The 22,582-nt window shown below is 68.5% G+C and carries 19 protein-coding genes; 10 read left to right on the forward strand and 9 right to left on the reverse strand.

What is annotated here, in order from left to right; all coding sequences use genetic code 11:
- The first annotated feature begins 9 nt into the window (after positions 1 to 9).
- From BKK81_RS05380 to BKK81_RS35170, 3 genes are all read left to right on the forward strand, one after another.
- The gene (locus BKK81_RS05380; RefSeq protein ID WP_071011202.1) at positions 10 to 222 is read left to right on the forward strand and encodes a hypothetical protein; all 213 of its coding nucleotides are present in this window, start codon (positions 10 to 12) and stop codon (positions 220 to 222) included.
- 1,292 nt (positions 223 to 1,514) lie between these two features.
- Positions 1,515 to 2,132 carry an HNH endonuclease gene (locus BKK81_RS34060; RefSeq protein ID WP_083383947.1) on the forward strand — a complete coding sequence of 206 codons (618 nt, stop codon included), beginning with the start codon at positions 1,515 to 1,517 and terminating at the stop codon, positions 2,130 to 2,132.
- A gap of 84 nt (positions 2,133 to 2,216) precedes the next feature.
- Positions 2,217 to 3,086, forward strand: a complete 870-nt coding sequence (locus BKK81_RS35170) for a hypothetical protein (protein ID WP_231907978.1) — start codon at positions 2,217 to 2,219, stop codon at positions 3,084 to 3,086.
- Between the two features lie 496 nt (positions 3,087 to 3,582).
- On the opposite strand, the gene BKK81_RS34065 is transcribed toward BKK81_RS35170, so the two are convergent.
- Together BKK81_RS34065 and moaC are read right to left on the reverse strand one after the other, a co-directional pair.
- Complete coding sequence (locus tag BKK81_RS34065; RefSeq protein WP_083383948.1) at positions 3,583 to 4,566, reverse strand: tyrosine-type recombinase/integrase; 984 nt, start codon at positions 4,564 to 4,566, stop codon at positions 3,583 to 3,585.
- 138 nt (positions 4,567 to 4,704) lie between these two features.
- Positions 4,705 to 5,181, reverse strand: a complete 477-nt coding sequence (moaC, locus tag BKK81_RS05405) for a cyclic pyranopterin monophosphate synthase MoaC (RefSeq protein WP_071011209.1) — start codon at positions 5,179 to 5,181, stop codon at positions 4,705 to 4,707.
- A 120-nt stretch (positions 5,182 to 5,301) separates the two neighbouring features.
- On the opposite strand from moaC, the gene BKK81_RS05410 reads away from it, so the two are divergent.
- Complete coding sequence (locus tag BKK81_RS05410) at positions 5,302 to 7,056, forward strand: M48 family metalloprotease (protein ID WP_083383949.1); 1,755 nt, start codon at positions 5,302 to 5,304, stop codon at positions 7,054 to 7,056.
- A gap of 91 nt (positions 7,057 to 7,147) precedes the next feature.
- Here the strand turns inward: BKK81_RS05410 and BKK81_RS05415 are convergent, their stop codons facing one another.
- The 5 genes from BKK81_RS05415 to BKK81_RS05435 all read right to left on the reverse strand — a co-directional run bounded on the left by BKK81_RS05415 (position 7,148) and on the right by BKK81_RS05435 (position 10,766).
- Positions 7,148 to 7,738 (reverse strand): DUF2946 family protein, encoded by a 591-nt coding sequence (locus tag BKK81_RS05415; RefSeq protein ID WP_071011210.1) that lies wholly within the window; start codon positions 7,736 to 7,738, stop codon positions 7,148 to 7,150.
- An 89-nt stretch (positions 7,739 to 7,827) separates the two neighbouring features.
- The gene (locus tag BKK81_RS05420) at positions 7,828 to 8,814 is read right to left on the reverse strand and encodes a YheT family hydrolase (protein ID WP_071016084.1); all 987 of its coding nucleotides are present in this window, start codon (positions 8,812 to 8,814) and stop codon (positions 7,828 to 7,830) included.
- A gap of 125 nt (positions 8,815 to 8,939) precedes the next feature.
- Positions 8,940 to 9,383: a YybH family protein gene (locus BKK81_RS05425; RefSeq protein WP_071011211.1), complete on the reverse strand. Its 444-nt coding sequence runs from the start codon at positions 9,381 to 9,383 to the stop codon at positions 8,940 to 8,942.
- A 41-nt stretch (positions 9,384 to 9,424) separates the two neighbouring features.
- On the reverse strand, positions 9,425 to 10,447 hold the full coding sequence (gene waaF / locus BKK81_RS05430) for a lipopolysaccharide heptosyltransferase II (RefSeq protein ID WP_071011213.1): 1,023 nt from the start codon (positions 10,445 to 10,447) through the stop codon (positions 9,425 to 9,427).
- A 124-nt stretch (positions 10,448 to 10,571) separates the two neighbouring features.
- Positions 10,572 to 10,766: a zinc-finger domain-containing protein gene (locus tag BKK81_RS05435; RefSeq protein ID WP_071011215.1), complete on the reverse strand. Its 195-nt coding sequence runs from the start codon at positions 10,764 to 10,766 to the stop codon at positions 10,572 to 10,574.
- A 505-nt stretch (positions 10,767 to 11,271) separates the two neighbouring features.
- Here BKK81_RS05435 and BKK81_RS05440 point away from each other — a divergent pair.
- From BKK81_RS05440 to BKK81_RS05455, 4 genes are all read left to right on the forward strand, one after another.
- Positions 11,272 to 14,277 (forward strand): DEAD/DEAH box helicase, encoded by a 3,006-nt coding sequence (locus BKK81_RS05440; RefSeq protein ID WP_083383951.1) that lies wholly within the window; start codon positions 11,272 to 11,274, stop codon positions 14,275 to 14,277.
- Positions 14,278 to 14,705: 428 nt separating this feature from the next.
- Complete coding sequence (locus tag BKK81_RS05445) at positions 14,706 to 15,719, forward strand: Bug family tripartite tricarboxylate transporter substrate binding protein (RefSeq protein WP_418235890.1); 1,014 nt, start codon at positions 14,706 to 14,708, stop codon at positions 15,717 to 15,719.
- A 294-nt stretch (positions 15,720 to 16,013) separates the two neighbouring features.
- Complete coding sequence (locus BKK81_RS05450) at positions 16,014 to 16,808, forward strand: AzlC family ABC transporter permease (protein WP_071011218.1); 795 nt, start codon at positions 16,014 to 16,016, stop codon at positions 16,806 to 16,808.
- Complete coding sequence (locus tag BKK81_RS05455; protein WP_071011220.1) at positions 16,805 to 17,128, forward strand: AzlD domain-containing protein; 324 nt, start codon at positions 16,805 to 16,807, stop codon at positions 17,126 to 17,128. Before BKK81_RS05450 ends, BKK81_RS05455 begins: the two co-directional genes overlap by 4 nt.
- 62 nt (positions 17,129 to 17,190) lie before the next feature.
- Here the strand turns inward: BKK81_RS05455 and BKK81_RS05460 are convergent, their stop codons facing one another.
- On the reverse strand, positions 17,191 to 18,318 hold the full coding sequence (locus tag BKK81_RS05460) for a helix-turn-helix transcriptional regulator (protein ID WP_071011222.1): 1,128 nt from the start codon (positions 18,316 to 18,318) through the stop codon (positions 17,191 to 17,193).
- Positions 18,319 to 18,370: 52 nt separating this feature from the next.
- Positions 18,371 to 19,477, reverse strand: a complete 1,107-nt coding sequence (locus BKK81_RS05465) for a helix-turn-helix transcriptional regulator (protein WP_071016088.1) — start codon at positions 19,475 to 19,477, stop codon at positions 18,371 to 18,373.
- A 362-nt stretch (positions 19,478 to 19,839) separates the two neighbouring features.
- On the opposite strand from BKK81_RS05465, the gene BKK81_RS05470 reads away from it, so the two are divergent.
- Both BKK81_RS05470 and pyk read left to right on the forward strand, forming a co-directional pair.
- Positions 19,840 to 21,036: a phosphoglycerate kinase gene (locus BKK81_RS05470; RefSeq protein WP_071011224.1), complete on the forward strand. Its 1,197-nt coding sequence runs from the start codon at positions 19,840 to 19,842 to the stop codon at positions 21,034 to 21,036.
- A gap of 99 nt (positions 21,037 to 21,135) precedes the next feature.
- Positions 21,136 to 22,572 carry a pyruvate kinase gene (pyk, locus tag BKK81_RS05475; protein WP_071011225.1) on the forward strand — a complete coding sequence of 479 codons (1,437 nt, stop codon included), beginning with the start codon at positions 21,136 to 21,138 and terminating at the stop codon, positions 22,570 to 22,572.
- Positions 22,573 to 22,582 lie beyond the last annotated feature (10 nt).

Raw genomic sequence — 22,582 nt, forward strand, 5'->3', positions numbered from 1 at the left:
GGAGAGTCTATGGAGAAGTACTACCAGCTTGGCGCGCAATGCCGCGCCGCTATGCCCAGCATCTCAGATCGCTTCGCCGCATATCGCGCCGCTACGGGTCAAGACAGCGATATGTCGGAGCTTGTGACTGTTACGGTCAAGGAAGTGGGCGGGGCTCCCGTCGCTCTAACGATGACACAGGACGCATGGATAGCCTTCGTAGCCGGCTTCGCGCCGATGTGACGCAACATCCTGCGCAGCCAATTCAGGGCGGCCAATCGGTCGCCCTTTCTCTTTCTGGAGCCCTATGAAGTTACAACACCGCGACACCTTCTGCGAACTCGAACTCCCTGTATCGGCGGGCGCATTGCACCGGCTGCACAAGATGGCTGACCAGCAAGGAAACGGCCTACCTAAGGCATTCCGCCGCTGTGCGGGCCGACTGCTCACAGACCCGGCGCCGCGCTTCAATGTGAGCGGGAACCCTACTGAGAGGACGCTCATTGTTGGGATGTACAGCAACCTTGCTGACCGACTGCACGCCTGGATGGCTGCGCGCGGTCTGCCGCCTGCGGCCTTGGGCGAGCTAGTAGCCAGCTACATCCTCCCGGAGACGCTGTAATGGTGGGGCTTGCTGATAAGCCCCGCACCGCGACCCGCAAGGAGCTACAGGCCCTCGCCAAGCAGGCCGGGACGCCCCTTAGCGTCGGCGCCTTCCACCAGGGACGATACCGAAGTCGGCCCAAGACCAATGGGGAGCTACGGCGCGGCCTTCTGGAGACTGCCTGCGGGCCGGGTATTGAGTGGAAATTCCGCAGTCTCGGCGCGTGCGACGAAGCAATCCGCGCGCTGGTCGCTGCGAAGCTGGGAAAGCACGGTCTGAGGTTTCTACTGTGGGAGGCCGCGATACGCGACGGCCTTATGGCCTATGCCGAATATCAGAGGTTGGCCGGGCTTAAGCGCAGGCGCCCAGACGACGAGGCCAAGCAATTAGCGATACTAGAACAGGCCACGCTAGACGCAAAGCGGTATGAGCAGACTGATTAACGGTTGCCGGAGGTCTTGTTGACTAGAAAATCTAGGTACAAAGAAATGGAGGTATTCCGATTATCAGAAATTCTCCGCAAGGCCAGCCATGATGCGCATCTTGTGAATGTTGCCTTATGGGAGGCCGGCCGGGGTGCCTCCCCGGATAAGCTGGCTGAGCTAGAGGAGCAGGACCGGGCGGCATATGACCGTATCCGGTCTCAGGTTTTTTCCGATCTGACTCAATAGCGATCGGAGTCGGGTATCGGGAATGCCTCTCCGGCCTGCGCATGGCCCCGCCATTCAATTGTATTTGGCTGGGATGCCCAAGGTAGCCAGGGGCTATTAAAATGGCTTGGCGGGCCAAATATTGACTCTGGAATTGATTTCCTTGTGGGGCGTGGGCTGCAGGCCGATAACTACCCGGAAAGCCGCATGGTTCTACGCGCGCGTTACGCGCACCCGCTCCGCACCCGCGCGAGGGAAGGCTCTGGCCGCAATGGGCCGGGATGGGTAGAGCTAGGGTCTTTTCGCCCCTTTTATTTGGACAAAGCAATATTTCGCAACTGACCAGCCGGATTCGCGGCCGAAGGTCGTCAACAATCAGCCCACCCCCCGTCCATTGGGAGTACCTGTGCTCGGCCCTTGGTCTTAAGCATGCCGGACTGCCGCCTTTAACTACAATCAATCTTTCTTTCGGAGAAATTGACCTGACACACACATACGAGTGCGAGCGGCACAAATGGCCGACTACAGCAGATTTTCTAGAGCTTGCGTGTCCGCGCTGCAAGGCCGAGAAAGCCGAAACAGCCAGGGCTAAGACACGCCGATACCGGGGCAAGCCAGATTATGGTAGCGCGGACAAGCGTTTGAGTGGTGGTGAGCGGCTTAAGCGCAATGACCGGATTAGAGAGCGAGACGGCTACCGTTGTCGATGCTGCGGTATTGCAGTTAGGCGCGGAGAAGTAGACCACGTCATTCCCCTCAAGGATGGCGGTACGGAGGCCGACGATAACTGCCAGTTGCTATGCTCGCCTTGCCATGCTGAAAAGACTCGGCGGGATATGGGCTACCGGGAACGCACTGCCTTCGACGCAGACGGCATGCCAATCGGCAGAGATTGGTGATAGATGAAAGTGCGTAAGTGCGTAGATTTTTACTATCTCTCTTTGAGAGAAAGAATAGTTGTGCGGAGGATTTGATTGACGCAAATGATGGTGCCGAAGGACATGCTTGAGGCGGTCAGAGATGACCCGGAAGTAGCACGGTGGCTGGTGCGTGCGACGGATGCTTGCGAGGAGTTGCAGGCGGCGGCAAAGACAGCCCTGTTGCGGCGCGGGGTGAGCACCCACGAGGCCAGAGTATCGCCGCCGGTGCTTCATTTGCGCCGATCTGACCCGAGCCCCTGGCCGGGCAAGCAGCGCGTGCCGGCAATACTGGTGCGCCTCGGTTTGGAGGGGAAAGGGCTCGGTCTGCGTACGAACAAGGCGCGGCACGCTGCTCTTATACCGGAGGCTTGCAGGTTGGCAGGGGGTGGTCCCGATGACACCCGCTCTATCAGTGTCTGGACGAACCCACTTGGCGATTACCAGCTACAGAACTGCCGCAGGCTGATGCAGGCTCGCGGATTGAAGGTTCCCAAAGCTGTGAAGACCGTCGCGGGCATGTTCGAGATTATAGAGGCCGATACCTGCAAGAATGCGCCTCATGTAGCAGAGCGGTTTGCTACGACTTACGGGGAGGGTATCCACGCAATCACCTTCTACAGTGCAAACGAGGCCCGGTATCGAGGCAGCAAGCTGAATTTGCAGTGGAGGAGCAAGGGCAAGAAGTGCGAGCCGATCAACGGAAGCGCAGATGTGAGCGGGACGATAGCTGGTAAGACCATCCGGGGCGGCTTGCGGGCGTTGCTTATAAAATACAGAAGCATCACGGCCGGCGAGTGGTATGCAGTCAAGGAGGCCGCTCAAGAGGCTGCCTCTCGTGCTGGAGCAGTCGAAGAAAAGCAGATTGCAGCCGATGCGTTGGCCGATCTCGGCCTATTTGAAGCTGAGAGGCCATTGCGCAGCGAGGTTCGCTAAACTGTGCGCCCTTTGATGTGACGGGCCGCCGCGAGGCGGCTCTCTCCTTTATGGCCTACACTCCCCCGACCGCCGCAGACCTTCGCCGCTTGAAAGACTCCCTAGAGAAGACTAGCGAGCAGATGGCCGAGCTATTCGCGCTCGCGGGCGGGCAGCAGTGGCGCAAGTACACGGGCGGCGAAAGCCCGCGCGTTATGGGCGAAGACCGCTTGTTCTATGCCGCTGCGCGGCTGGCCCTCTCGGAGGAGGAGCTAGCCCGGGTCTACGCCAAGATGCGCGACATTGGCGCGGGTCTGGACCTGCCGGAGCGCCCGCCTGCATCCATTGTCGCGGATAGCGTCAGGTCGAGTCGGGGGACGCCATTCGTGCAAGCAGCACGAGAGCCTACACCCGGGGAGCGGTGGGCGAGATTGCAGGCAGTCGTTACAGCCGCGATAGACGCTGCCCGCAGAGAAGGCGACGAACCAGAGCCTAAGCCGAAGCGCAAGCGGCACGGCTAACCAAGTTTCTTCGCTAGCTCGGTGGCTGACGGGTGGTAGTACCGCTTTAGCATGGCAAGGCTGCGATGGCCCGAGACTGCCGCCAACTCGATCAAGTTCGGTAGCTTCGCGGCCATTCGCGTGATTGCGGTGTGTCGTAGGTCGTGCCAACGCAGGTCAGCTAGCCCGGCCCGTTTGCATGCCCGCTGGAATGCCTTGTGGAGTGCCGCCGCGTTGATGGGAAATACCCGCCCGTCTAGGCTACGGGGAAGTTCCCTCAGTAGGACCACGGCTCTCCGAGACAGGGGCACGACCCTCGGGCTGCCGTTCTTGGTCACTGGAAGAAATGCGGTTTGGCCCTCAAGGTCGATGTGTTCCCAGCGGAGTTGCAGAATTTCACCCCGCCGCATTGCGGTTTCCAATCCCAGCATTGCCATGGGCCGTATCCACGGGTTGCGCCGCCCGTCCGGGGCCAAGGCCGCGAGCAGCCGGCATTCCTCCTCCTGGGACAACACTCGGTTTCTTCCCTGTGGCGTTGGCGGCTTGCGGACGGATGCAACAGGATTGGCGATGTTGATACCCCACTCGCGCCGCGCATGGTTGATGACGGACGACAGGTAGGCCAACTCGCGGATTACGGTCCCAGCCTTTACCCGCTTCAGCCGCTCATCCCGGTATGCTGCGATTGCCTTCGGCGTCAACGCCGCCATACTCAATTGGGCTAGCCTTGTCCGGCGCATTGCGCGTAGCCGTATCGTGTCCTCGGCGCATCCCCGCATCGAAGGGCAAACGTCGGCTATGTAGCGTTCGAGGATATCCCCGAGTGTCGTGGCCTCGGCCCCGCTGCGGTTGACGTAGCTACCCCGGTCCATCTCAGATTCGATGGCCCGGGCGTACCGTTCCGCGTCTTGGCGGGTGCCGAAGGTCTTTACTTCGATTGGGTAGCCCTTACGGCGTACACGTACCTGCCACTTGTCGCCTTTGCGGTTGATAGAAGCCATTTCCTGTCCTCAGTGGAGCAGGATTGGAGCAAAGACCTATTTTTCGTCACTCCGGGGCCGCAGCTTGAGGCAGGCCAGAGGTGCATTTTGGCGAGTACAGAAGACAGCTGATGTACTGAGCTAAGACTTATAAAACAACTACTTAGCCACCCAGTCCCCCGACTTGCCGCCATGCTTTTCCAGCAGCCGCACATTGCCCATCACCATGCCCCGGTCCACCGCCTTGCACATGTCATAGATGGTCAGCAGCGCGACCTGCACGCCGGTCAGCGCTTCCATCTCCACGCCGGTCTGGCCGCGGGTCTCGGTGCGCACCGTGCAGGTGACGCTGGCGCCGGCCGCGTCGAGCGCGAAGTCGACCGCGACCTTGGTCAGGCCGATGGGGTGGCAGAGCGGGATCAGGTCCGCGGCGCGCTTGGTGGCCATGATGGCGGCCACGCGTGCGATGCCCAGCACGTCGCCTTTCTTCGCGCTGCCGTCGCGCACCAGCGCGAACGTGTCGGGCTGCATGGTGATGGTGCCGCTGGCCACGGCGACGCGATGGGTGCTGGCCTTGTCGCCGACGTCGACCATATGGGCTTGTCCGGCGGTATCGAAGTGCGTGAGCTGGCTCATGGCGGGACTGGAGAGTGGAGGGTGAAGGCCGCGGCGCTGCCGCCGGCGTAGCGGCCTGCGCCGCCGCCGGGCAGGGCAAGCCCCGTGGGAACGGCATGGGAAGGCCGCTATCATAGCAATATGCTACCGTCCCGACCGCTCCGCACCGGCTCCGTCCGCGCCCGCCACGACTCCGGCCATGACCCGCTCCGCCGTATTGCCGCGCGGCCGTGGCGGCTGCGCCGGCCGCTGGCGGCGCTGCTGGCCGTGAGCCTGCTGGCGCCCGGCTGGGCGCAGACCGTCCTGCCGCCCGGGCTTTCGGTGGGCGGTGCGCCGGGCGCCGAGGTGAGCGACCAGGTCTACGACAACCTGAACCGCAGCGTGAAGGCGGGGCAGAAGTCGGACTTCGTGCACGGCGGCAACACCGTGGTCGAGGGCAGCGGGCCGCAGTTGCCGGACCTGGGCGATCCCTCCAGCGCGGCGCTGTCGCCCGATATGGAACGGCGGCTGGGCGATCGCATCATGCGCGAGATCCGCCGCGACCCTGACTACCTGACCGACCCGCTGCTGACGGAGTACCTGAACGCGCTCGGCTTCCGCCTGGTCGAGGCCGCGCGCAAGCAGAACATCTCGGGCGCCAACGGCGCCGGCACCTTTGCCACCGGCTTCGAGCTGTTCGGGGTGCGCGACCGCACCATCAACGCCTTCGCCATGCCCGGCGGCTACGTCGGCGTGCATACCGGGCTGCTGGTGCAGTCGGAGACGGAATCGGAGCTGGCGTCGGTGCTGGGCCACGAAATCGGCCACGTGATGCAGCGGCACATCGCGCGCGGCATCACCAAGCAGGACCAGTCGATGTGGATCGCGCTGGCCGCGATGGCGCTGGCCGGGCTGGCCGCCACCAAGAGCGGCGATGCCGCCGCGGCGCTGGCCATCGGCGGCCAGGGCATGGCGGTGGCGAACCAGTTGTCGTTCTCGCGCAGCGCCGAGCGCGAGGCCGATCGCGTGGGTTTCCAGATCATGACTGCGGCCGGCTTCGATCCGCAGGGCATGCCGGACTTCTTCCGCCGCCTGCAGCGCGTGATGGGCATCTCCGAGAACTCGCTGCCGGCCTATGTGCGGACCCACCCGCTGACCTCGGAGCGCATCGCCGACATGCAGGACCGCGCCAGCCACGTCAGCGTGCGCAAGGTGGTCAGCACGCCCGACTATGAGTTTGCCCGCGTGCGCGCCCGCGTGCTGCAGGAAACCACGCCGAGCGACCTGCAGAACGTGCGCAATGCCATGCAGACGCAACTGGCCGGCGCCGCGCCGGCGCGGCAGCCGGCGCTGTGGTACGGCATCGCTTTCGCCGAGCAGCGGCTGGGACGCTATGCCGCCGCCGAGACCGCGCTGACCGAGGCACGCCGCCTGTACGGCAATATCCCGGGCGCGACTTCCGGCACGCCGATGCTGGACGTGATGACCATCGAGCTGGCGCGCGAGCAGGGCCGGACCGCACAGGCGCTGAGCCAGGCGCAGGCGTCGATGCGCGCCTTCCCGCTGTCGCACGCGGTGGCCCTGTGCTATGGCGAGACGCTGTTGTCGGTCGGCCGCTGGAACGAAGCGGTGGCCTATCTGCGCGAGCGCACCCGCGAAGAGAACACCCGTCCCGAGTGGTGGGGCCTGCTGGCGCGCGCCTATGCCGGCAGGGGCCAGCAATTGCTGCAGCACCAGGCACTGGCCGAGCGCTATGCGATGGACGGCTCCTACCAGGAAGCGATCGAGCAATTGCAGATCGCGCGCAAGGCGGGCGACGGCGACTTCTACACCCTGTCCGAGGTCGATGCGCGCCTGCACCAGCTGCAGCGCCTGGCGCGCGAGGATCGCCAGGACAACAAGGGCATGCCGAACTGAGCCCGGGCGGGCGCTGCCGGCTGTCTGCCTTTCTCGCTTATCCCTGCTTTCCCGCCCCTTTCGCTTTCTCGGCTTTCTCGGCCTTCTCCGCCTATCCGGCCGGCTCTGCCTGCGGCGTGCGCACGAAGCCGAAGCGCGCTGGCACTTCCTTGTCCAGGATGGGTTCGATCGGCAGGTCCGCGCTGCCGTGATGGAACACGCCCAGCGCCGCGCCGCAGGCTTCGCCGTGCCAGGTGCTGGCGCTGCTGAAGGCATCGAGGTCATGGTCGTGCAGCAGCACGGCCTGCACGCCGCTTGCGCCCGTCAGTTCCTCCTCCATCCGGCATGCCAGCACCACGTTGCCATGCTCGTCGGCGTAGCAGGCGACGGGCGCCAGCGCGTGGCCACTGGTGGTGGCGAGCCGGCCCTGGTGCAGCCGCGCGACCCACGGCGCATAGCCCAGCGCGACGAAGACCCGCTGCGGGCCGTTCTGGAAGTACCAGGCGCCGTGCGCGTCGCGCTGGTAGTTGCGCTCGATGAAGCGGACCAGCGCCTCGTTCCGGACCGGGTCGCCGGACAGGCCGTGCTGCTGCGCGTATTCGTTGCGGATGCGCCACTGCCCGCGGCGGTCCAGTGCCAGCCAGCCATAGCAGTTCGGCACGTCGGGCCAGCGGGCCATGGCCTGCTTGACGATCTCATCCATCTGTCTTGTCTCCTGCGCGGGCGTGCCGCCCGCTAGCATGGGCCTCCGGCGCCACCGTGCACCGTGGCGCGCCGGGGCATCGCCGGATCTCAGGCGACGCTGTCGAAGAAGCGCAGCACGCGCTGCGGCAGCCAGCCGATATGCCCAGCATACGGCAGCAGCGGCAGCTGGCGCAGCAGGCCTTCGCGCGGCGTCATGAAGCCGACGTGGCCGCCGTGCTCGGGCTGCTCCAGCCAGACCGCGGCGCTGACCTGCTCCGGGCCGGGCAGGTGGCGCGCCGGCAGGAAGGGGTCGTTGCGCGCATTGAGCACCAGCGTCGGCACGGCCACGCTGCCCAGCACGGGTTTGCTGGCCGCACGCGTCCAGTAGTCATCCGTGTCGCGGAAGCCGTGCAGCGGCGCCGTCACCACGTTGTCGAAGGAATAGAGGTCCTGGCTCGCCAGCATGGCATCGCGGTCGAACAGGCCGGGATACTGCAGCAGCTTGGCCAGCGACTTGCGCTTGAGCGTCTGCAGGAACATGCGCGTGTAGACGCGGTTGAAGCCGCGCGCCAGCGCAGCGCCGCCGGCGGCGAGGTCGAGCGGTGCCGACACCGAGGCGGCCGCGGCGACCAGCCGCCCCGCGGCCTGGCCCTGCTCGCCCAGGTAGCGCAGCAGGGCATTGCCGCCCAGCGAGATGCCGACCGCCAGCAGCCGGCGCTCCGGCGCGCAGTGCTGCGCGTGCAGGCGCTGCAGGATCCAGCCGATCTCCTCGGCATCGCCCGAGTGGTAGAAGCGCGGCGCGAGATTGAGTTCGCCCGAGCAGCCGCGGAAGTGCGGCACCACGCCCTGCCAGCCGCGCGCCGCCAGCGCGTGCATCAGCGCCTGGGCATAGTGGCTGCCCGAGTCGCCCTCCAGTCCATGGAACATCACCACCAGCGGCGCATCGGGCGCGGTGTCATGCGTGGTCCAGTCGAGGTCGATGAAGTCCCGGTCGGGCGTGGTCCAGCGCTCGCGCCGGAAGCCGACCTGCGGACGGCGCGTGAAGCGCGCCGGGATGATGGTCTGGGTATGGCCGTCGCACAGCCACCAGGGCATGCGCTGCCCGGCGCCGAAGCCGGCCTCGGCCTCGGTGGGGGCGGCCGGCGCCGGGGGGCTGGCGAAGGTCGGATGCCGCATGCCTGCAGGGCTGCCGTGGCGGAGCGCCGGGCAGCCCTCCCGTTTCAGTGCAGCGCCTGGCCCGGCACGGCGCTGCTGGCGCCGGCGAGCTGGGCCGCGTTGGCCGGGCTGCAGTGGATGTGGGCGATGCGCCAGCCTTCGTGGTTCTGCATCAGCACGTAGGTGGTATGCACGTAGAGGTCGGCCTCGACGCGGTCGCCGCCGAAGCGCAGCGCCTCGGTCACGTCGAAGATGGAGACGCCCAGCGAGGCATGGCTGCTGGCCTCGATCACGTCGACCAGCACCGGTTGCTCCTCCAGCAGCTGCGCGTAGGCCTGGCGCAGCTGTTCATGGCCGATCAGGCGGTGGCCGTCGGGCATCACGCAGGTGATGGAGTCCTCGTCGAGCCAGAGCCGCAGCGCGCCTTCGGCGTCGCGCAGCTTGAGGGCGTCGCGGTAGGCCTCGACGATGTCTTCGGCGGAATCGAACAGGCGGGCGAAGCGGGGCATGGGTGGCGATGGTCTGGGAATCGATCCGGTGGGGTCCGGGCTCAGGGCTGCTGCAGCAGCTTGCGCAGCTCGACGAACACCATCTCGGGCTGGATGTCCTTCAGGCAGCGCAGGTGGCCGAGGGGACACTCGCGCTTGAAGCATGGGCTGCATTCCAACTGGAGCCACATGATACTAGCAGCCTGCGACAGCGGGGGCGTATGGCGCGGGTCGCTGGAGCCGAACACGGCCACCTGGGGCCGGTTCAGGGCGGCGGTGACGTGCATCAGCCCGGAGTCGTTGCAGACCGCGGCCTCGGACAGGGCGAGCAGGTCGACAGCGTCGTCGAGCGAGGTCTGGCCGCACAGGTTGCGCACGAAGGGCGCGCCCTGCACGATCTCGGCGGCGATCTCGGCATCCTTGCCCGAGCCCAGCGTGATCATCTGCGCGTAGGGGAAGGAACGCCGCAGCATCTGCGCGAGTTCGGCGAAGTGCGCGGCCGGCCAGCGCTTGGCCGGGCCGTATTCGGCACCCGGGCAGAAGGCGATCAGGCGCGTCTGCGGCGGAATGCCGAAGCGCTGTGCGGTGGCGGCCACGCGCTGCGGGTCGATGCGCAGGCGCGGCTCGGGCAGTGCTTCGGGCAGCCGCGCGCCGGGCTTGAGCGCCAGCCGGGCGTAGTGCTCCACCATCGGCGGGCGCTGGTCGCGCGGCGGGTTGGCGTGGCGGATGTTGAGCAGGCCGAAGCGCGCTTCGCCACGATAGCCGATGCGCAGCGGAATGCCGGCCATCCAGGGGATCAGCGCCGACTTGAAGGAATTGGGCAGCACGTAGGCCGCGTCATAGCCTTCGTTCTTGAGCTGCTGGGCGAACAGCAGGCGCGCGGAGAGCTGCAGCTTGCCGTGTGCGAGGTCGGTGGGAAAGACCTTGCCGATCTCGGGCATGCGGGCGAGCACCGGGGCCACCCATTTGGGTGCCAGCGCATCGATCTGCATGCGCGGATGCCGAGCCTTGAGCAGCGCGAACAGCGGCTGCGCCATCAGCGCGTCGCCGATCCAGTTCGGGGCGATGACGAGGGCTTTCTTCATGAGCGGGGGGCGGCAGGCCGGCCGGCGCCCGGCACGCGCGCCGCCAGCACCGATACCCCGGCGCGCCCGCGGGCGCGTCGGGGAAGGGGGCGGGGTACGTGCGCCGGGCGGGGGCGGGATGCGGTCAGTGGTGGCCCTTCAGTACGGTGCCGGGCTTGAGCTTGTACACGGTGCCGCAGTAGGGGCACTTGACTTCACCCGTGTCGGCCACGTCGAGGAAGACGCGCGGATGGTAGTTCCACGCCGGGGTCTTGCTGGTGGGGCAATGCAGCGGAATGTCTTCTGCGCCGATCTCGATGGTGCTGGCGGTTTGCGTCATGGTGTTGCAGGGAGGGGTGTTGTTCGTCGTCGGCTGGCCGGTCCGGGATCAGACCTGGGTGAGCCAGTGCTTGTTGCGTTCGTCGGTGCTGCCCACGGCCGCGCAGAAGATGCCCGGCAGAGGAGGGGAGTCCGGCAACCGTTGGCGCTGCGCCAGTCGATCAGCTTGCCGTCCATCCGGATCCTGCCGGCGGGAGCCGCCATCGACATGGTCTTCTCCCGCACGCCGTAAAAGCTGCAAAACCCACATTGTAAGCCGCGGGAACCGAGGTGCCAACGCACGCGGGCGCGCCGGGCTAGAATCAGCGGTCGGTTGCCGTGCCGCTTGCGTCTCTCGCGCGTGCGCGGGACGGCACCGCCGGGGCGTCTGGACTCCCCCGCGTCGCACCCGCCGGTCTTTCCGTTCATTTCGCTTACGTTTATTCCGCTTACGTTTATTCCGCTTATCTTGCCCTTCGGTTTTTCTTGACCTTCTTCTTGACCCTCTTTCCCTGTTGCCAGCACCCATGTCCGCATCCCGGCCACCTTCCGCGCTGACGCCGGACCCGTCGTCCGATCCCGGCGCGGGCACGGCACGGACCGATGACTGGCGAGAGGCGCTGCAGGCACTGCGCGCGCTGGCCGGCGAGCCGGGCGCCGCCCCGGAAGACGCGGCCGGCGGCGCGCCCCGCACCCGCCTGCTGTGGATGGTGAGCCTGGAGCCGGACGGGGCGGTGGCCGCCATCGAGCCGCTCGAACAGAACCAGGGCGCGCGCGGCTGGGGCAAGCCGCGGCCGGTGGCGCTGGCGCGGCTGGCCGAAAGTGAGAGCCTGGGCCCGGACGACGCGCGCGTGGCGCGCGCGATCCGGCCGGCGCGCGGCTACGGGCGGCGCTTCGTGCTGGACCGCGCGGCCGCCATGCTGGCGCTGATCGGGCATCCCGGCGTGGTGCTGGCAGGCCGTCCCGAGCAGCCGCTGGCGGTGGAGGCCGGCGAGCCGGTGCTGGAGGTGGTACGCGAACCCGGGCACTACCTGCTGCGGGCCTGGCCGCCGGTACGCGAATCGCGCCTGCTGGAAGGCTATCTCGACGCGGCGGCGCGCCAGGAAGCGGAGACGCTGCGCCAGATCACCGTGGTACGCGACGGGCCGCAGCGATTGCGCGTGGTCCGCCATACGCCGGCCCAGCTCGCCGCCGGGCGCGTGCTGGCGCGGGGGCTGCCGGTGCCGCTCGAGGCCCAGGCCGAACTGGACGGCGCGTTGCGCGCGCTTGCCGCGCACTTCCAGGTGCAGGCCGACCAAGGTGGCCTGGCCTTCGAAGTGGCGCCCGAGCACCGGCTGCGCGCCGAACTGGCGCCGCACGGCCGCGGCGTGGCCTTGCGCCTGGTGGTCACGCCGCTGGGGCCGCTCGGCCCCCGCCTGGCGCCGGGTGCCGGCCGCGAACGCCTGCTGGCCACCATCCAGGGCGAGACGCGCGCGACGCGGCGCGACCTCGCCGCCGAGCAGGCCCATGTCGCCGAGTGCTTCCACGCGCTGCCCGAGCTGGTGCCGCTGGCGTCGGACGATGGCGAGCTGCAGTGGACGCTGGACGATCCCGAGATCGCGCTGGCCGTGCTGGAGCAGTTGCCCGGGCTGGCCGGCGTGCAGGCGCTGGAATGGCCCAAGGGCCGCGCCATGCGGGTGCTGGGCGCGGGCCTGCCGCAGCTGGCGGTGCGCGTGGCGGCTGCCGGCGAATGGTTCAAGCTGGCCGGCGAGCTGACCGTGGCCGAGGGCATGGTGCTCGAACTGGAACGCCTGCTGGCCTGGGCCGCCGGCCATCCCGGGCGCTTCGTGCCGATGGGCGACGGTCTCTACGTGGCGCTCACGCGCGAACTGCGCGGCCGCCTGCGCGACCTGGCCGCGGTCGCCGCCCCGGCCGCCCGCGACGGCGGCCTGCGCGTGCCCGCCATGGCCGCGCCCTGGCTCGATGACGTGCTGGCCGGTGCCGGCATCGACCCCGACCGTCATTTCCGTGAGCGCGTGGCGCGCCTGCGCCAGGCGCGCGCGGCGGCACCGGCGCCGCTGCCGGCCACGCTGGCGGCCGAGCTGCGCCCCTACCAGCAGGACGGCTACCGCTGGGCCATGCAACTGGCGCAGGCCGGCTTCGGCGCCTGCCTGGCCGACGACATGGGCCTGGGCAAGACCGTGCAGGCGCTGGCCGTACTGGTGGCACGCGCCGGCGGCGGCGCGGCCCTGGTGGTGGCGCCGACCTCGGTATGCGGCAACTGGCTGGAGGAGGCGCGCCGCTTCGCCCCCTCGCTGCGCGTGCACGACTACGCCGGCGACGGCCGCCAGGCGGTGCTGGCGCAGGCCGGCGCGGGTGACCTGGTGGTGGTCTCCTACACCCTGCTGCAGCAGGCGCGCGCCGACTTCTGCGCGCAGGCCTGGCATACCGTGGTGGCCGACGAGGCCCAGTCCTTCAAGAACGCCGGCGCCAAGCGCGCCCAGGCCATGTTCGCGCTGCGGGCCGATTTCCGCCTGGTGCTGAGCGGCACGCCGCTGGAAAACCGCCTGGCCGAGCTGTGGTCGGTGATGCGCTTCTGCAATCCGGGCCTGCTGGGCTCGCTGGTGCGATTCAACGAACACTTCGCCGCGCCGATCGAACAGGCCGGCGCGCGCGAGCCGCGCCTGCGCCTGCGCCGCATGATCGCGCCCTTCGTGCTGCGCCGGACCAAGGCCGAAGTGCTGGAGGAGCTGCCGGCACGCACCGAACGGGTGCTGCGCATCGAGCCCGATCCGCTCGAGGCCGCCCACTACGAGGCGCTGCGCCGCCAGGCCGAGACGGCCGCCGAGCAGGCGCTGCGCGCCGCGGCCCGGGCCAGGCGCCCGGGTGCGCCGTCCGCGGCCGGCGGCACTGCGGCGCCGGCGGCCGGCGCCGCCGCAAGCGAAGCCGAGGCGCGCCTGCACGTGCTGGCCCAGCTGACGCGCATGCGGCGTGCCGCCTGCGATGCCCGGCTGGTCACGCCCGAGCTCGAACGGCCGGGCGCCAAGGTGCGTGCCTTCGTCGCGCTGGCGCAGGAACTGGCCGCCGCCGGCCACCGCGCGCTGGTGTTCAGCCAGTTCGTCGATTTCCTGCAACTGCTGCGCGCCGCGCTCGACGAGGCCGGGCTGCGCTGGCAGTACCTCGACGGGGCCACCCCCGCGGCGGAGCGCACCCGGCGCGTGGCCGCCTTCCAGGCGGGCGAGGGCGACTGCTTCCTGATCAGCCTGAAGGCGGGCGGCTTCGGCCTGAACCTGACCGCGGCCGACTACGTGATCATCACCGACCCGTGGTGGAACCCGGCCGCCGAGGACCAGGCCATGGGGCGCGCCCACCGCATCGGCCAGCAACGCCCGGTGACGGTTTACCGGCTGATCGGCGCCGGCACGGTGGAGGAGGGCATCGTCGCCCTGCACCAGGGCAAGCGCGAACTGGCCGACGGCATCCTGGCGGCGGGCGAGGGCGCGGCGGCGCCGCTGCCGGACGTGGACGAACTGGTGATGCTGCTGCGGCGCTGAGGGGGGGCGTGGTGGCGCCAGGGTGGGCGCGGTGTGGCGATCCCTGGCACAGAGGCCCGGCACGGCTGGCCCGTGGCTTGCGTGACACCAAGGGAGCGCTGGCCATGCCGCCCCATTCCAGTGCAGCAAGGGGCGCTTATGCCCCGCCGGCATACCTTCAAGCGATATGCATCGTTGGTAATGTGCCCGATCGTTGGTATCTTGCTGCCTTCGGCCCGCTGCGCGGCGGGCCGCATCAGCAGACGCCACGACGAGCCACGACGAGCCACAACGAGCCACGACAAGACAGCCGGTCGGAGCGGTACGCCAGGAAGCGCGCTTGCGCGCCGACGAGCCTGGGCGCACCGGCATCGACACGGCCCGACCGAATACCGCATCACACGATCCACGCATCACACGATCCACTCAGCCAGGCTGCCCCCGACATGATCCGTTCCGCTTCCCGCCTGTATTCCCCGCTCGCCCTGCTGGCCGCCGTGCCGGCTGCCTTGTCGCTTGCCCTGCCGCTCGCCCTGGCGCCGGCTCCGGCGCGGGCGGCGGAATGGCCCGCCCAGCCGGTCACCATCCTGACCGGCTTCACCGCGGGCTCCGGCGTGGACATGGTCGGGCGCACGCTGCAGGAGTCGCTGCAGAAGACGCTGAAGACGACGATCATCTTCGACTACCGCCCGGGCGCGGGCGGCAACGTGGCCTCGGAAGTGGTGGCCCATGCCAGGCCCGACGGCTACACGCTGCTGCTCGGCACGGCCGCCACCCATGGCATCAATCCGGCCCTGTACAAGCACCTGGCCTTCGACGCGGACAAGGACTTCACCCCGATCGCGCCGCTGGTGGAAGTGTCCAATGTGCTGACCATCAATCCGGCCGTGATCGACGTGAAGTCGGTCAAGGAATTCATCGAGAAGGTCAAGGCCAACCCCGGCAAGTACAACTTCGCCTCGACCGGCAACGGCACCGGCACCCACCTGGCCTTCGCCGAGTTCAACGCGCGCGCCGGCCTGGACATGGTGCACGTGCCCTACAAGGGCGGTCCCGACGCGCTGCAGGCCGTGCTCAAGGGCGAGGTCTGCTGCATCTTCAACCAGGTGCAGAGCGTGCTGCCGCAGTACCGCGCGGGCAAGGTGCGCCTGCTCGGCGTCAGCACCGCGCGGCGCGTGCCGGCCATTCCCGAGGTGCCGACCGTGGCGGAGAGCGGGCTGCCCGGCTTCAACAGCGCGATCTGGTTCGGCTTCTTCGGCCCCAAGGGACTGGATCCGAAGGTGGTGCAGAAGGTCAGCGAGGCGGTCAAGGTGGCGCTGGAGGACCCGGCCGTGCGCCAGAAACTGGTCGACGCCGGCAATACCCCGCGCATCGAGACGCCTGAGCAGTTCCGTGCCACCGTCAAGGCCGACCGCCAGAAGTGGGCCGGCGTGGTCAAGTCGGTCGGCGCCTCCATCGACTAAGCGCGCGGGCCGGCATCGCCTGCCCGGGGGCGAGGGCGGGTCCGGTGATCCGCCGCGATCCGCGGCGGTCCGGGCAGGGCGCCATGGCATGGCACACAGGCGCCTTGTCGAATGTGATGTTTTCGCAATAATTTCTTAAGCGGGTGCTTAGCAGGGCCGGCCCTGGCCCTATAATGGTGACGCGTCCGCCGTCCGGCGGGCGACGTCCCCCCGACCGGCCTTGCCAGCCGCTGCGGCCTTTCCGGCCGCGCGGCGGCGCCAGCCATCCGGTCGTGCTGTCTCGCGCCCTCTGCCATGATCCTCCGATTGCGCCAGGCCCTGTTGCGGCCCTGGCACCGCATTGCGCCCGCCGAGCGTTCCGCCTTCGTCGACGGTGCCCGCTATTTCGCGGCGTCGTTGCCGGCCACCTTTTCCTGGGGGCTGGTCACCGGTATCGCCATGAGCAAATCGGTGATGACGGTACCCGAGGCCATCGGCATGTCGCTGCTGGTCTACGCGGGCTCGGCCCAGCTCGCCGTGCTGCCGCTGTTCGCGGCCGGCATGCCGCTGTGGACCGTGTGGATGACGGCGGCCGTGATCAACCTGCGCTTCGTGATCTTCAGCGCGGCGCTGCAGCCTCACTTCAGCTACCTGCCGCTGTGGCGGCGCACGCTGCTGGGCTCGTTCAACGGCGACCTGCATTTCGTCTACTTCATGCGCCGCTACAGCGAGCCGGGCTACGAGCCGGGCAAGGAAGGCTATTTCTGGGGCATGGCGCTGACCAATTTCCTGGCCTGGCAGACCTCCTCGATCGCCGGCATCCTGCTGGCCAGCCTCGTGCCCGATGCCTGGGGGCTGGCCGTGGCCGGCACGCTGGCCCTGATCCCGGTCATGGTGGCCACCATCCAGACCCGCTCCACGCTGCTGGCGGTCGCGGTCTCGGCCGTGCTGGCGCTGCTGTGCTTCGACCTGCCGTACCGCCTGGGACTGGTGGTGGCCGTCTGCGGCGCGCTCGCCGCCGGCATGGCCAGCGACGAGTTCGCCGCGCGCGCCACGCTGCGCGGGCTGCGCCGCCGCCGCGCCGGCAGCGACGCCGGAGACCGCGCATGAGCCATCTCGAGATCTGGATCGCGCTGGTCGGCATGGCCGTGGTGACTATCGTCACGCGCGCCTTCTTCCTGATCGCGGGCGAGCGCGTGACGGTGCCGGACCGCCTGCAGCGTGCGCTGCGCTACGCGCCGGCGGCGGCCCTGGTGGCCATCGTGCTGCCGGACCTGCTGACCTGGCAGGGCCACTTCACGCTGGCGATGGACAACCTCAAGCTGCTGGCCGGCATCGCCGCCACCGCCTTCTACCTGGTGACGCGCAGCATGATCGGCATGATCGTGGCCGGCATGGCCGTCTACACCGGCCTGCGCCTGTTCGGCTGATCGACGGCAGATCAATGATCGGCGGCCGACGACAAACGACTGACGGCCGCCTGCGCCGGCGGTCAGGCGTCGACCAGCGCCGCGCCGAGCTGCGTCAGTAGGTGGGCCAGCCGCGCCTGCGTGCCGGTGCCGGTCTTCTGGAAGATGCTCTTGAGCTGCGAGCGGCTGGTCTCGCGGTGGATGCCCAGGCGGGCGCAGGCCTCCGGCAGGCCGGCACCGCCCGCCAGCGCCGTGGCCAGCCGGATCTCGGCCGGGGTCAGGCCGTAGAGGTCGCGCAGCAGGCTGCCGAGCAGCGGCGGCACCTCCTTGACCTCATGCACCATGACCAGCGCCGCCGGTTGCTGCCAGTCCTGGGCGAGCCGGTGCTGGGGCGGCAGCGGCACCACCACCACGCTGGCCTCGCAGCCGTCGGCCGCGCGGGCGCGGGCGCCGCGCGCCGGGATCGGCGCAGCCGGGTCGCAAGCGGCCTGCAGCATCTCGTGGAAGGAACGCGACAGGGTCCATGCCGTGGTGCGGCCGGCTGCCGGCAACAGCCGGCGCAGCCAGTCCTTCCCCTGGCGGTTGCCCATCAGCAGCCGGCCGTCGGCCAGCAGTACCAGCACGGCAAAGGCGAACTGGTCGAGCAGCGTGGCCGACAGCGCGCTCATGGCCAGGCAGGCCTGGGCATGCTCGCGCAGGGCGATGGCCTGGCGCAGGTGGGGAATGGCCCAGTCGATCCCCTGGACTTCGTGCGGCAGGTAGCTGTCGCGGCCGGCGGCGCGCTGCAACGCGAGGAAGACATCGTAGTCGGGGCGCCGTTCCACCAGGCAGCCGGCCACCGAGGACATGCCGTAGGCACGGATGAATTCGCCATAGAAGGGCAGGCGGTACATCGCGTGGTGGCCGCCCAGCTCGCGCGTGTCGACGTACCAGTCGCCCGCATTCAGTTCAGCGGTGAAGCGATGGGCCGGGTCCACCGGCTCGAAGTCCCGGTGATAGGCGGCCGCCGCTTCCGGCACCGGGTTGACGACCTGGTTGACGGTGAAGCGGTCGTGGATGGTGTCGAGCACCACCAGCGAGCCGTACGCGCTGTCGGTGGCGCGGCACAGCGCGGCCAGGCTGCGCTGCCAGGCATCGGGTTCGACGATGCCCTGGTAGAGGCCGCGGATCGTCTCGTGCATTTCGGTCTCGTACTTGTCGCGGTGGTCCATGCTGCCGGGCCCTCGTCACGGTGCGCCGGGGCCGCTGGCACCCGGCGGGAGTTCAAGCCTGCGCCAGGGCGGCGGCAAGCTGGGCCAGCAGATGGGCCAGCAGCGCTTGCGAGCCGGTTCCCGTCTTCTGGAAGATGGCCTTGAGCTGCGAGCGCGCGGTCTCGTGCCGGATGTGCAGGCGCGCGGCGGCCTCCGGCAACCCTTTGCCGGTGGCGAGTTCGCAGGCCAGGCGGGTCTCGGCCGGCGTCAGCCCGTACAGGCTGCGCAGCACGTCTGGCAGCAGCGGCGGGGCGCCGCCGCGCTCATGCACCACCACCAGCGCGGCGGGCTTCTGCCAGGCGCTGGCGAGCCGGTGCGAGGGCGCCAGCGGCAGTACGATGACCTGGGCATCGTTGCCTGCGCCGTCGGTGGCCAGCGCGGCCTGGGCCGCGACGGGCGCGGCAGGGTCGCAGGCCGCGCGCAGCATGGCGTGAAAGGGGCGGGTCAGCTTCCAGTCCGAGACCTTGCCGGCCGGATCGAGCCGGCGCGCCCAGCGCTCGCCGATGCGATTGCACAACAGCACGCGCTGGGCGGGCGAGTAGACGACCACCCCGAAGGCGAGGCGCTCCAGCACCGCGTCGGCCATGCCGGCCAGCGAGGCGACCTCGACGGTGCGGTCGCGCAGGCGCATGGCGCTGCGCATATGCGGGATGATCCAGTCCAGCGCGCGGGCATCCTCGGGCCGCCAGGCCGGCCGCGGGAAGGCGCGTTGCAGCGAGAAATACACCTCGTAGTGCGGCTGGCGTTCGACCAGGCAGGCCGCATAGGAGCGCAGATCGAAGGTGTGGAAGAACTCCTGGTAGAACGGATGCCGCGCCATCGCGCCTTCGCCTAGGTCGCGCGCGTCCACGTACCAGTCGCCGACGCCCAGCCGTGCGGCGAAGTCCTTGGCGGGATCGATCGCCTGGTACTGCCGCTCGTAGCGCTCGTGCAACTCGCGCACGGGGTTGTGCGTCTCGCCCAGGGTGACCTGGTCGTGTACCGTGTCGTACACCAGCATCGAGGCATGGGCGCTGCCGGCCATGCCGCTCAGGATGCGCAGGCTCGCCTGCCACGCATCCGGCTCCAGAATGCCGTCGTACAGGCCGCGGATGGCCGCGTGCATGTCCGGCTCAGTCATCATCAACCCCTTGTGCCAATGGCAGTCGCGCTGGGAATCTTCGAGTTGTGTCGCGACTTGACCGGAATATTCTTGGTCATGAGTGCAGCCCTTCTGTGAGGGCTTGCGGATCTGCCTGTACCTATATGCAGACGTTAATTACATTATCCCAACGACCGTGGGGATGCTCGAATTGGTAACCCTTCCTAGGAAGGGTAGGCAGGTTGAGATTGAAAGCGTAACTGCCTCGGTTGTGATGTGGATAGCACTTTACTGCGAGGGGCACCCCAGGAATCCGCGAATCAGGGGGCTCGTTCGGGTAAAATGCCGGATTCCCGCGATTTCTCTCCCATTTTTCCGTTTCCGTCTTTCTCGAAACTGATATGTCCACTGTCCTGCGTCTTTCCGATCTCATTTCCCAAGGCAAACTCTCCGGCAAGCGTGTCTTCATCCGCGCCGACCTGAACGTGCCGCAGGACGACGCAGGCAACATCACGGAAGACACGCGCATCCGCGCCTCGGTGCCGGCCATCGAGGCCTGCCTGAAGGCCGGCGCAGCCGTCATGGTCACTTCGCACCTGGGCCGCCCGACCGAAGGCGAGTTCAAGCCCGAGGACTCCCTGGCGCCGATCGCCGCGCGCCTGTCCGAGCTGCTGGGCCGCGAGGTGCCGCTGGTGCAGAACTGGGTCGACGGCGTGCAGGTCGCGCCCGGCCAGGTGGTGCTGCTGGAGAACTGCCGCGTCAACAAGGGCGAGAAGAAGAACAGCGACGAGCTGGCGCAGAAGATGGCCAAGCTGTGCGACGTCTACGTCAACGACGCCTTCGGCACCGCGCACCGCGCCGAAGCCACCACGCACGGCATCGCCAAGTACGCGCCGGTGGCCTGCGCGGGCCCGCTGCTGGCCGCCGAGATCGACGCGCTGGGCCGCGCGCTGGGCCAGCCGGCCCGCCCGCTGGTGGCCATCGTGGCCGGCTCCAAGGTGTCGACCAAGCTGACCATCCTCAAGTCGCTGGCCGACAAGGTCGACCAGATGATCGTCGGCGGCGGCATCGCCAACACCTTCATGCTGGCCGCCGGCCTGAACATCGGCAAGTCGCTGGCCGAGGCCGACCTGGTGGCCGAGGCACGCGCCATCATGGACGTGATGAGCGCGCGTGGCGCCTCGGTGCCGATCCCGGTCGACGTGGTCTGCGCCAAGGAGTTCAGCGCCACTGCGACGGCCACCGTCAAGGACGTCAAGGACGTGGCCGACGACGACATGATCCTGGACATCGGCCCCAAGACGGCCGCGCAGCTGGCCGAGCAGCTCAAGGCCGCCGGTACCGTCGTGTGGAACGGCCCGGTCGGCGTGTTCGAGTTCGACCAGTTCGGCAACGGCACCAAGGTGCTGGCCCAGGCCATCGCCGATTCCAAGGCCTTCTCGATCGCCGGCGGCGGCGACACCCTGGCCGCCATCGCCAAGTACAACATCGCCGACCGCGTGGGCTACATCTCCACCGGCGGTGGCGCCTTCCTCGAGTTCCTGGAAGGCAAGAAGCTGCCCGCTTTCGAGGTGCTGGAGCAACGCGCGGCGGGCTGAGCCCGACGCCGGGGCGCCGAGCGGCGTCCCTGGCGCGCCGCACGGGTCCCGCGGGCCCGCGGGCGCGCCGCCTCTTCCACGGAAACCCGGAACCCGTCCATGACCCGTTCGACCAAGATCGTCGCCACCATCGGCCCCGCCTCCAGCACGCTGGAGATGCTCACGCGCATGATCGCGGCCGGTGTCGACGTGGTGCGCCTGAATTTCTCGCACGGCACCGCCGACGATCATCTCGAGCGCGCCCGCATGGTGCGCGAGGCCGCCCATGCCTGCGGCCGCGAGGTGGCCATCATGGCCGACCTGCAGGGGCCCAAGATCCGCGTCGGCAAGTTCGAGCACGGCAAGATCACCCTGAAGCCGGGCGACGCCTTCATCCTCGATGCCGCCTGCACCCTGGGCAACCAGGAGCGCGTCGGGCTCGACTACAAGGACCTGCCGCGCGACGTGGGTCCGGGCGACCTGCTGCTGCTCAATGACGGCCTGATCGTGCTGGTGGTCGAGCGCGTATTCGGCGGCGAGATCTTCACCACCGTCAAGGTGGGCGGCGAGCTGTCCAACAACAAGGGCATCAACCGCCTCGGCGGCGGCCTGTCGGCGCCGGCGCTGACCGCCAAGGACATGGAAGACATCAAGACCGCGATGGCGCTGGGCGCCGACTACGTCGCGGTCAGCTTCCCCAAGAACGCCACCGATATGGAAATGGCCCGCCAGCTCGCGCTGGTGGCAGGTCAGCCGCACAACCACAAGGCCCGCATGATCGCAAAGATCGAGCGCGCCGAGGCGATCCGGCCGGGCGTGCTGGAAGAGATCCTGCAGGCCTGCGACGGCATCATGGTGGCGCGCGGCGACCTCGCGGTCGAGGTCGGCAACGCGGCGGTGCCCGCGCTGCAGAAGCGCATGATCCGCCTGGCGCGCGAGGCCAACAAGCTGGCCATCACCGCCACGCAGATGATGGAAAGCATGATCGTCAACCCGGTGCCGACGCGCGCCGAGGTGTCGGACGTGGCCAATGCCGTGCTGGACGGCACCGACGCGGTGATGCTGTCGGCCGAGACCGCCGCCGGCCGTTTTCCGGTCGAGACCGTCGAGGCGATGGCCGCGGTCTGCATCGAGGCGGAGAAGTCCGAGGTGGTCCAGCTGGACACTGACTTCCTGAACCAGACCTTCACCCGCATCGACCAGTCGATCGCGATGGGCGCGCTGTTCACTGCCTATCATCTGCAGGTGAAGGCCATCGCCGCGCTGACCGATTCGGGCGCCACCGCGCTGTGGATGAGCCGTCACCGTATCCATGTGCCGATCTATGCGATGACGCCCAACCTGACCTCGCAGCGCAAGATGCAGCTCTACCGCAACGTGGTACCGCTGCCGCTGGACGCCAGTTCGGACCGCGACGTGGCGCTGCAGCAGGCGGAAGACCTGCTGCTGGCGCAGGGCGTGGTGCAGCGCGGCGACTTCATCGTGCTGACGGTGGGCGAGCCGATGGGCCAGCCGGGCGGAACCAATACCTTGAAGATCGTCCGGGTGGGCGGCTGAGCGCGCGGCG

The sequence above is a fragment of the Cupriavidus sp. USMAHM13 genome, assembly GCF_001854285.1.
Lineage (GTDB): Bacteria > Pseudomonadota > Gammaproteobacteria > Burkholderiales > Burkholderiaceae > Cupriavidus > Cupriavidus malaysiensis.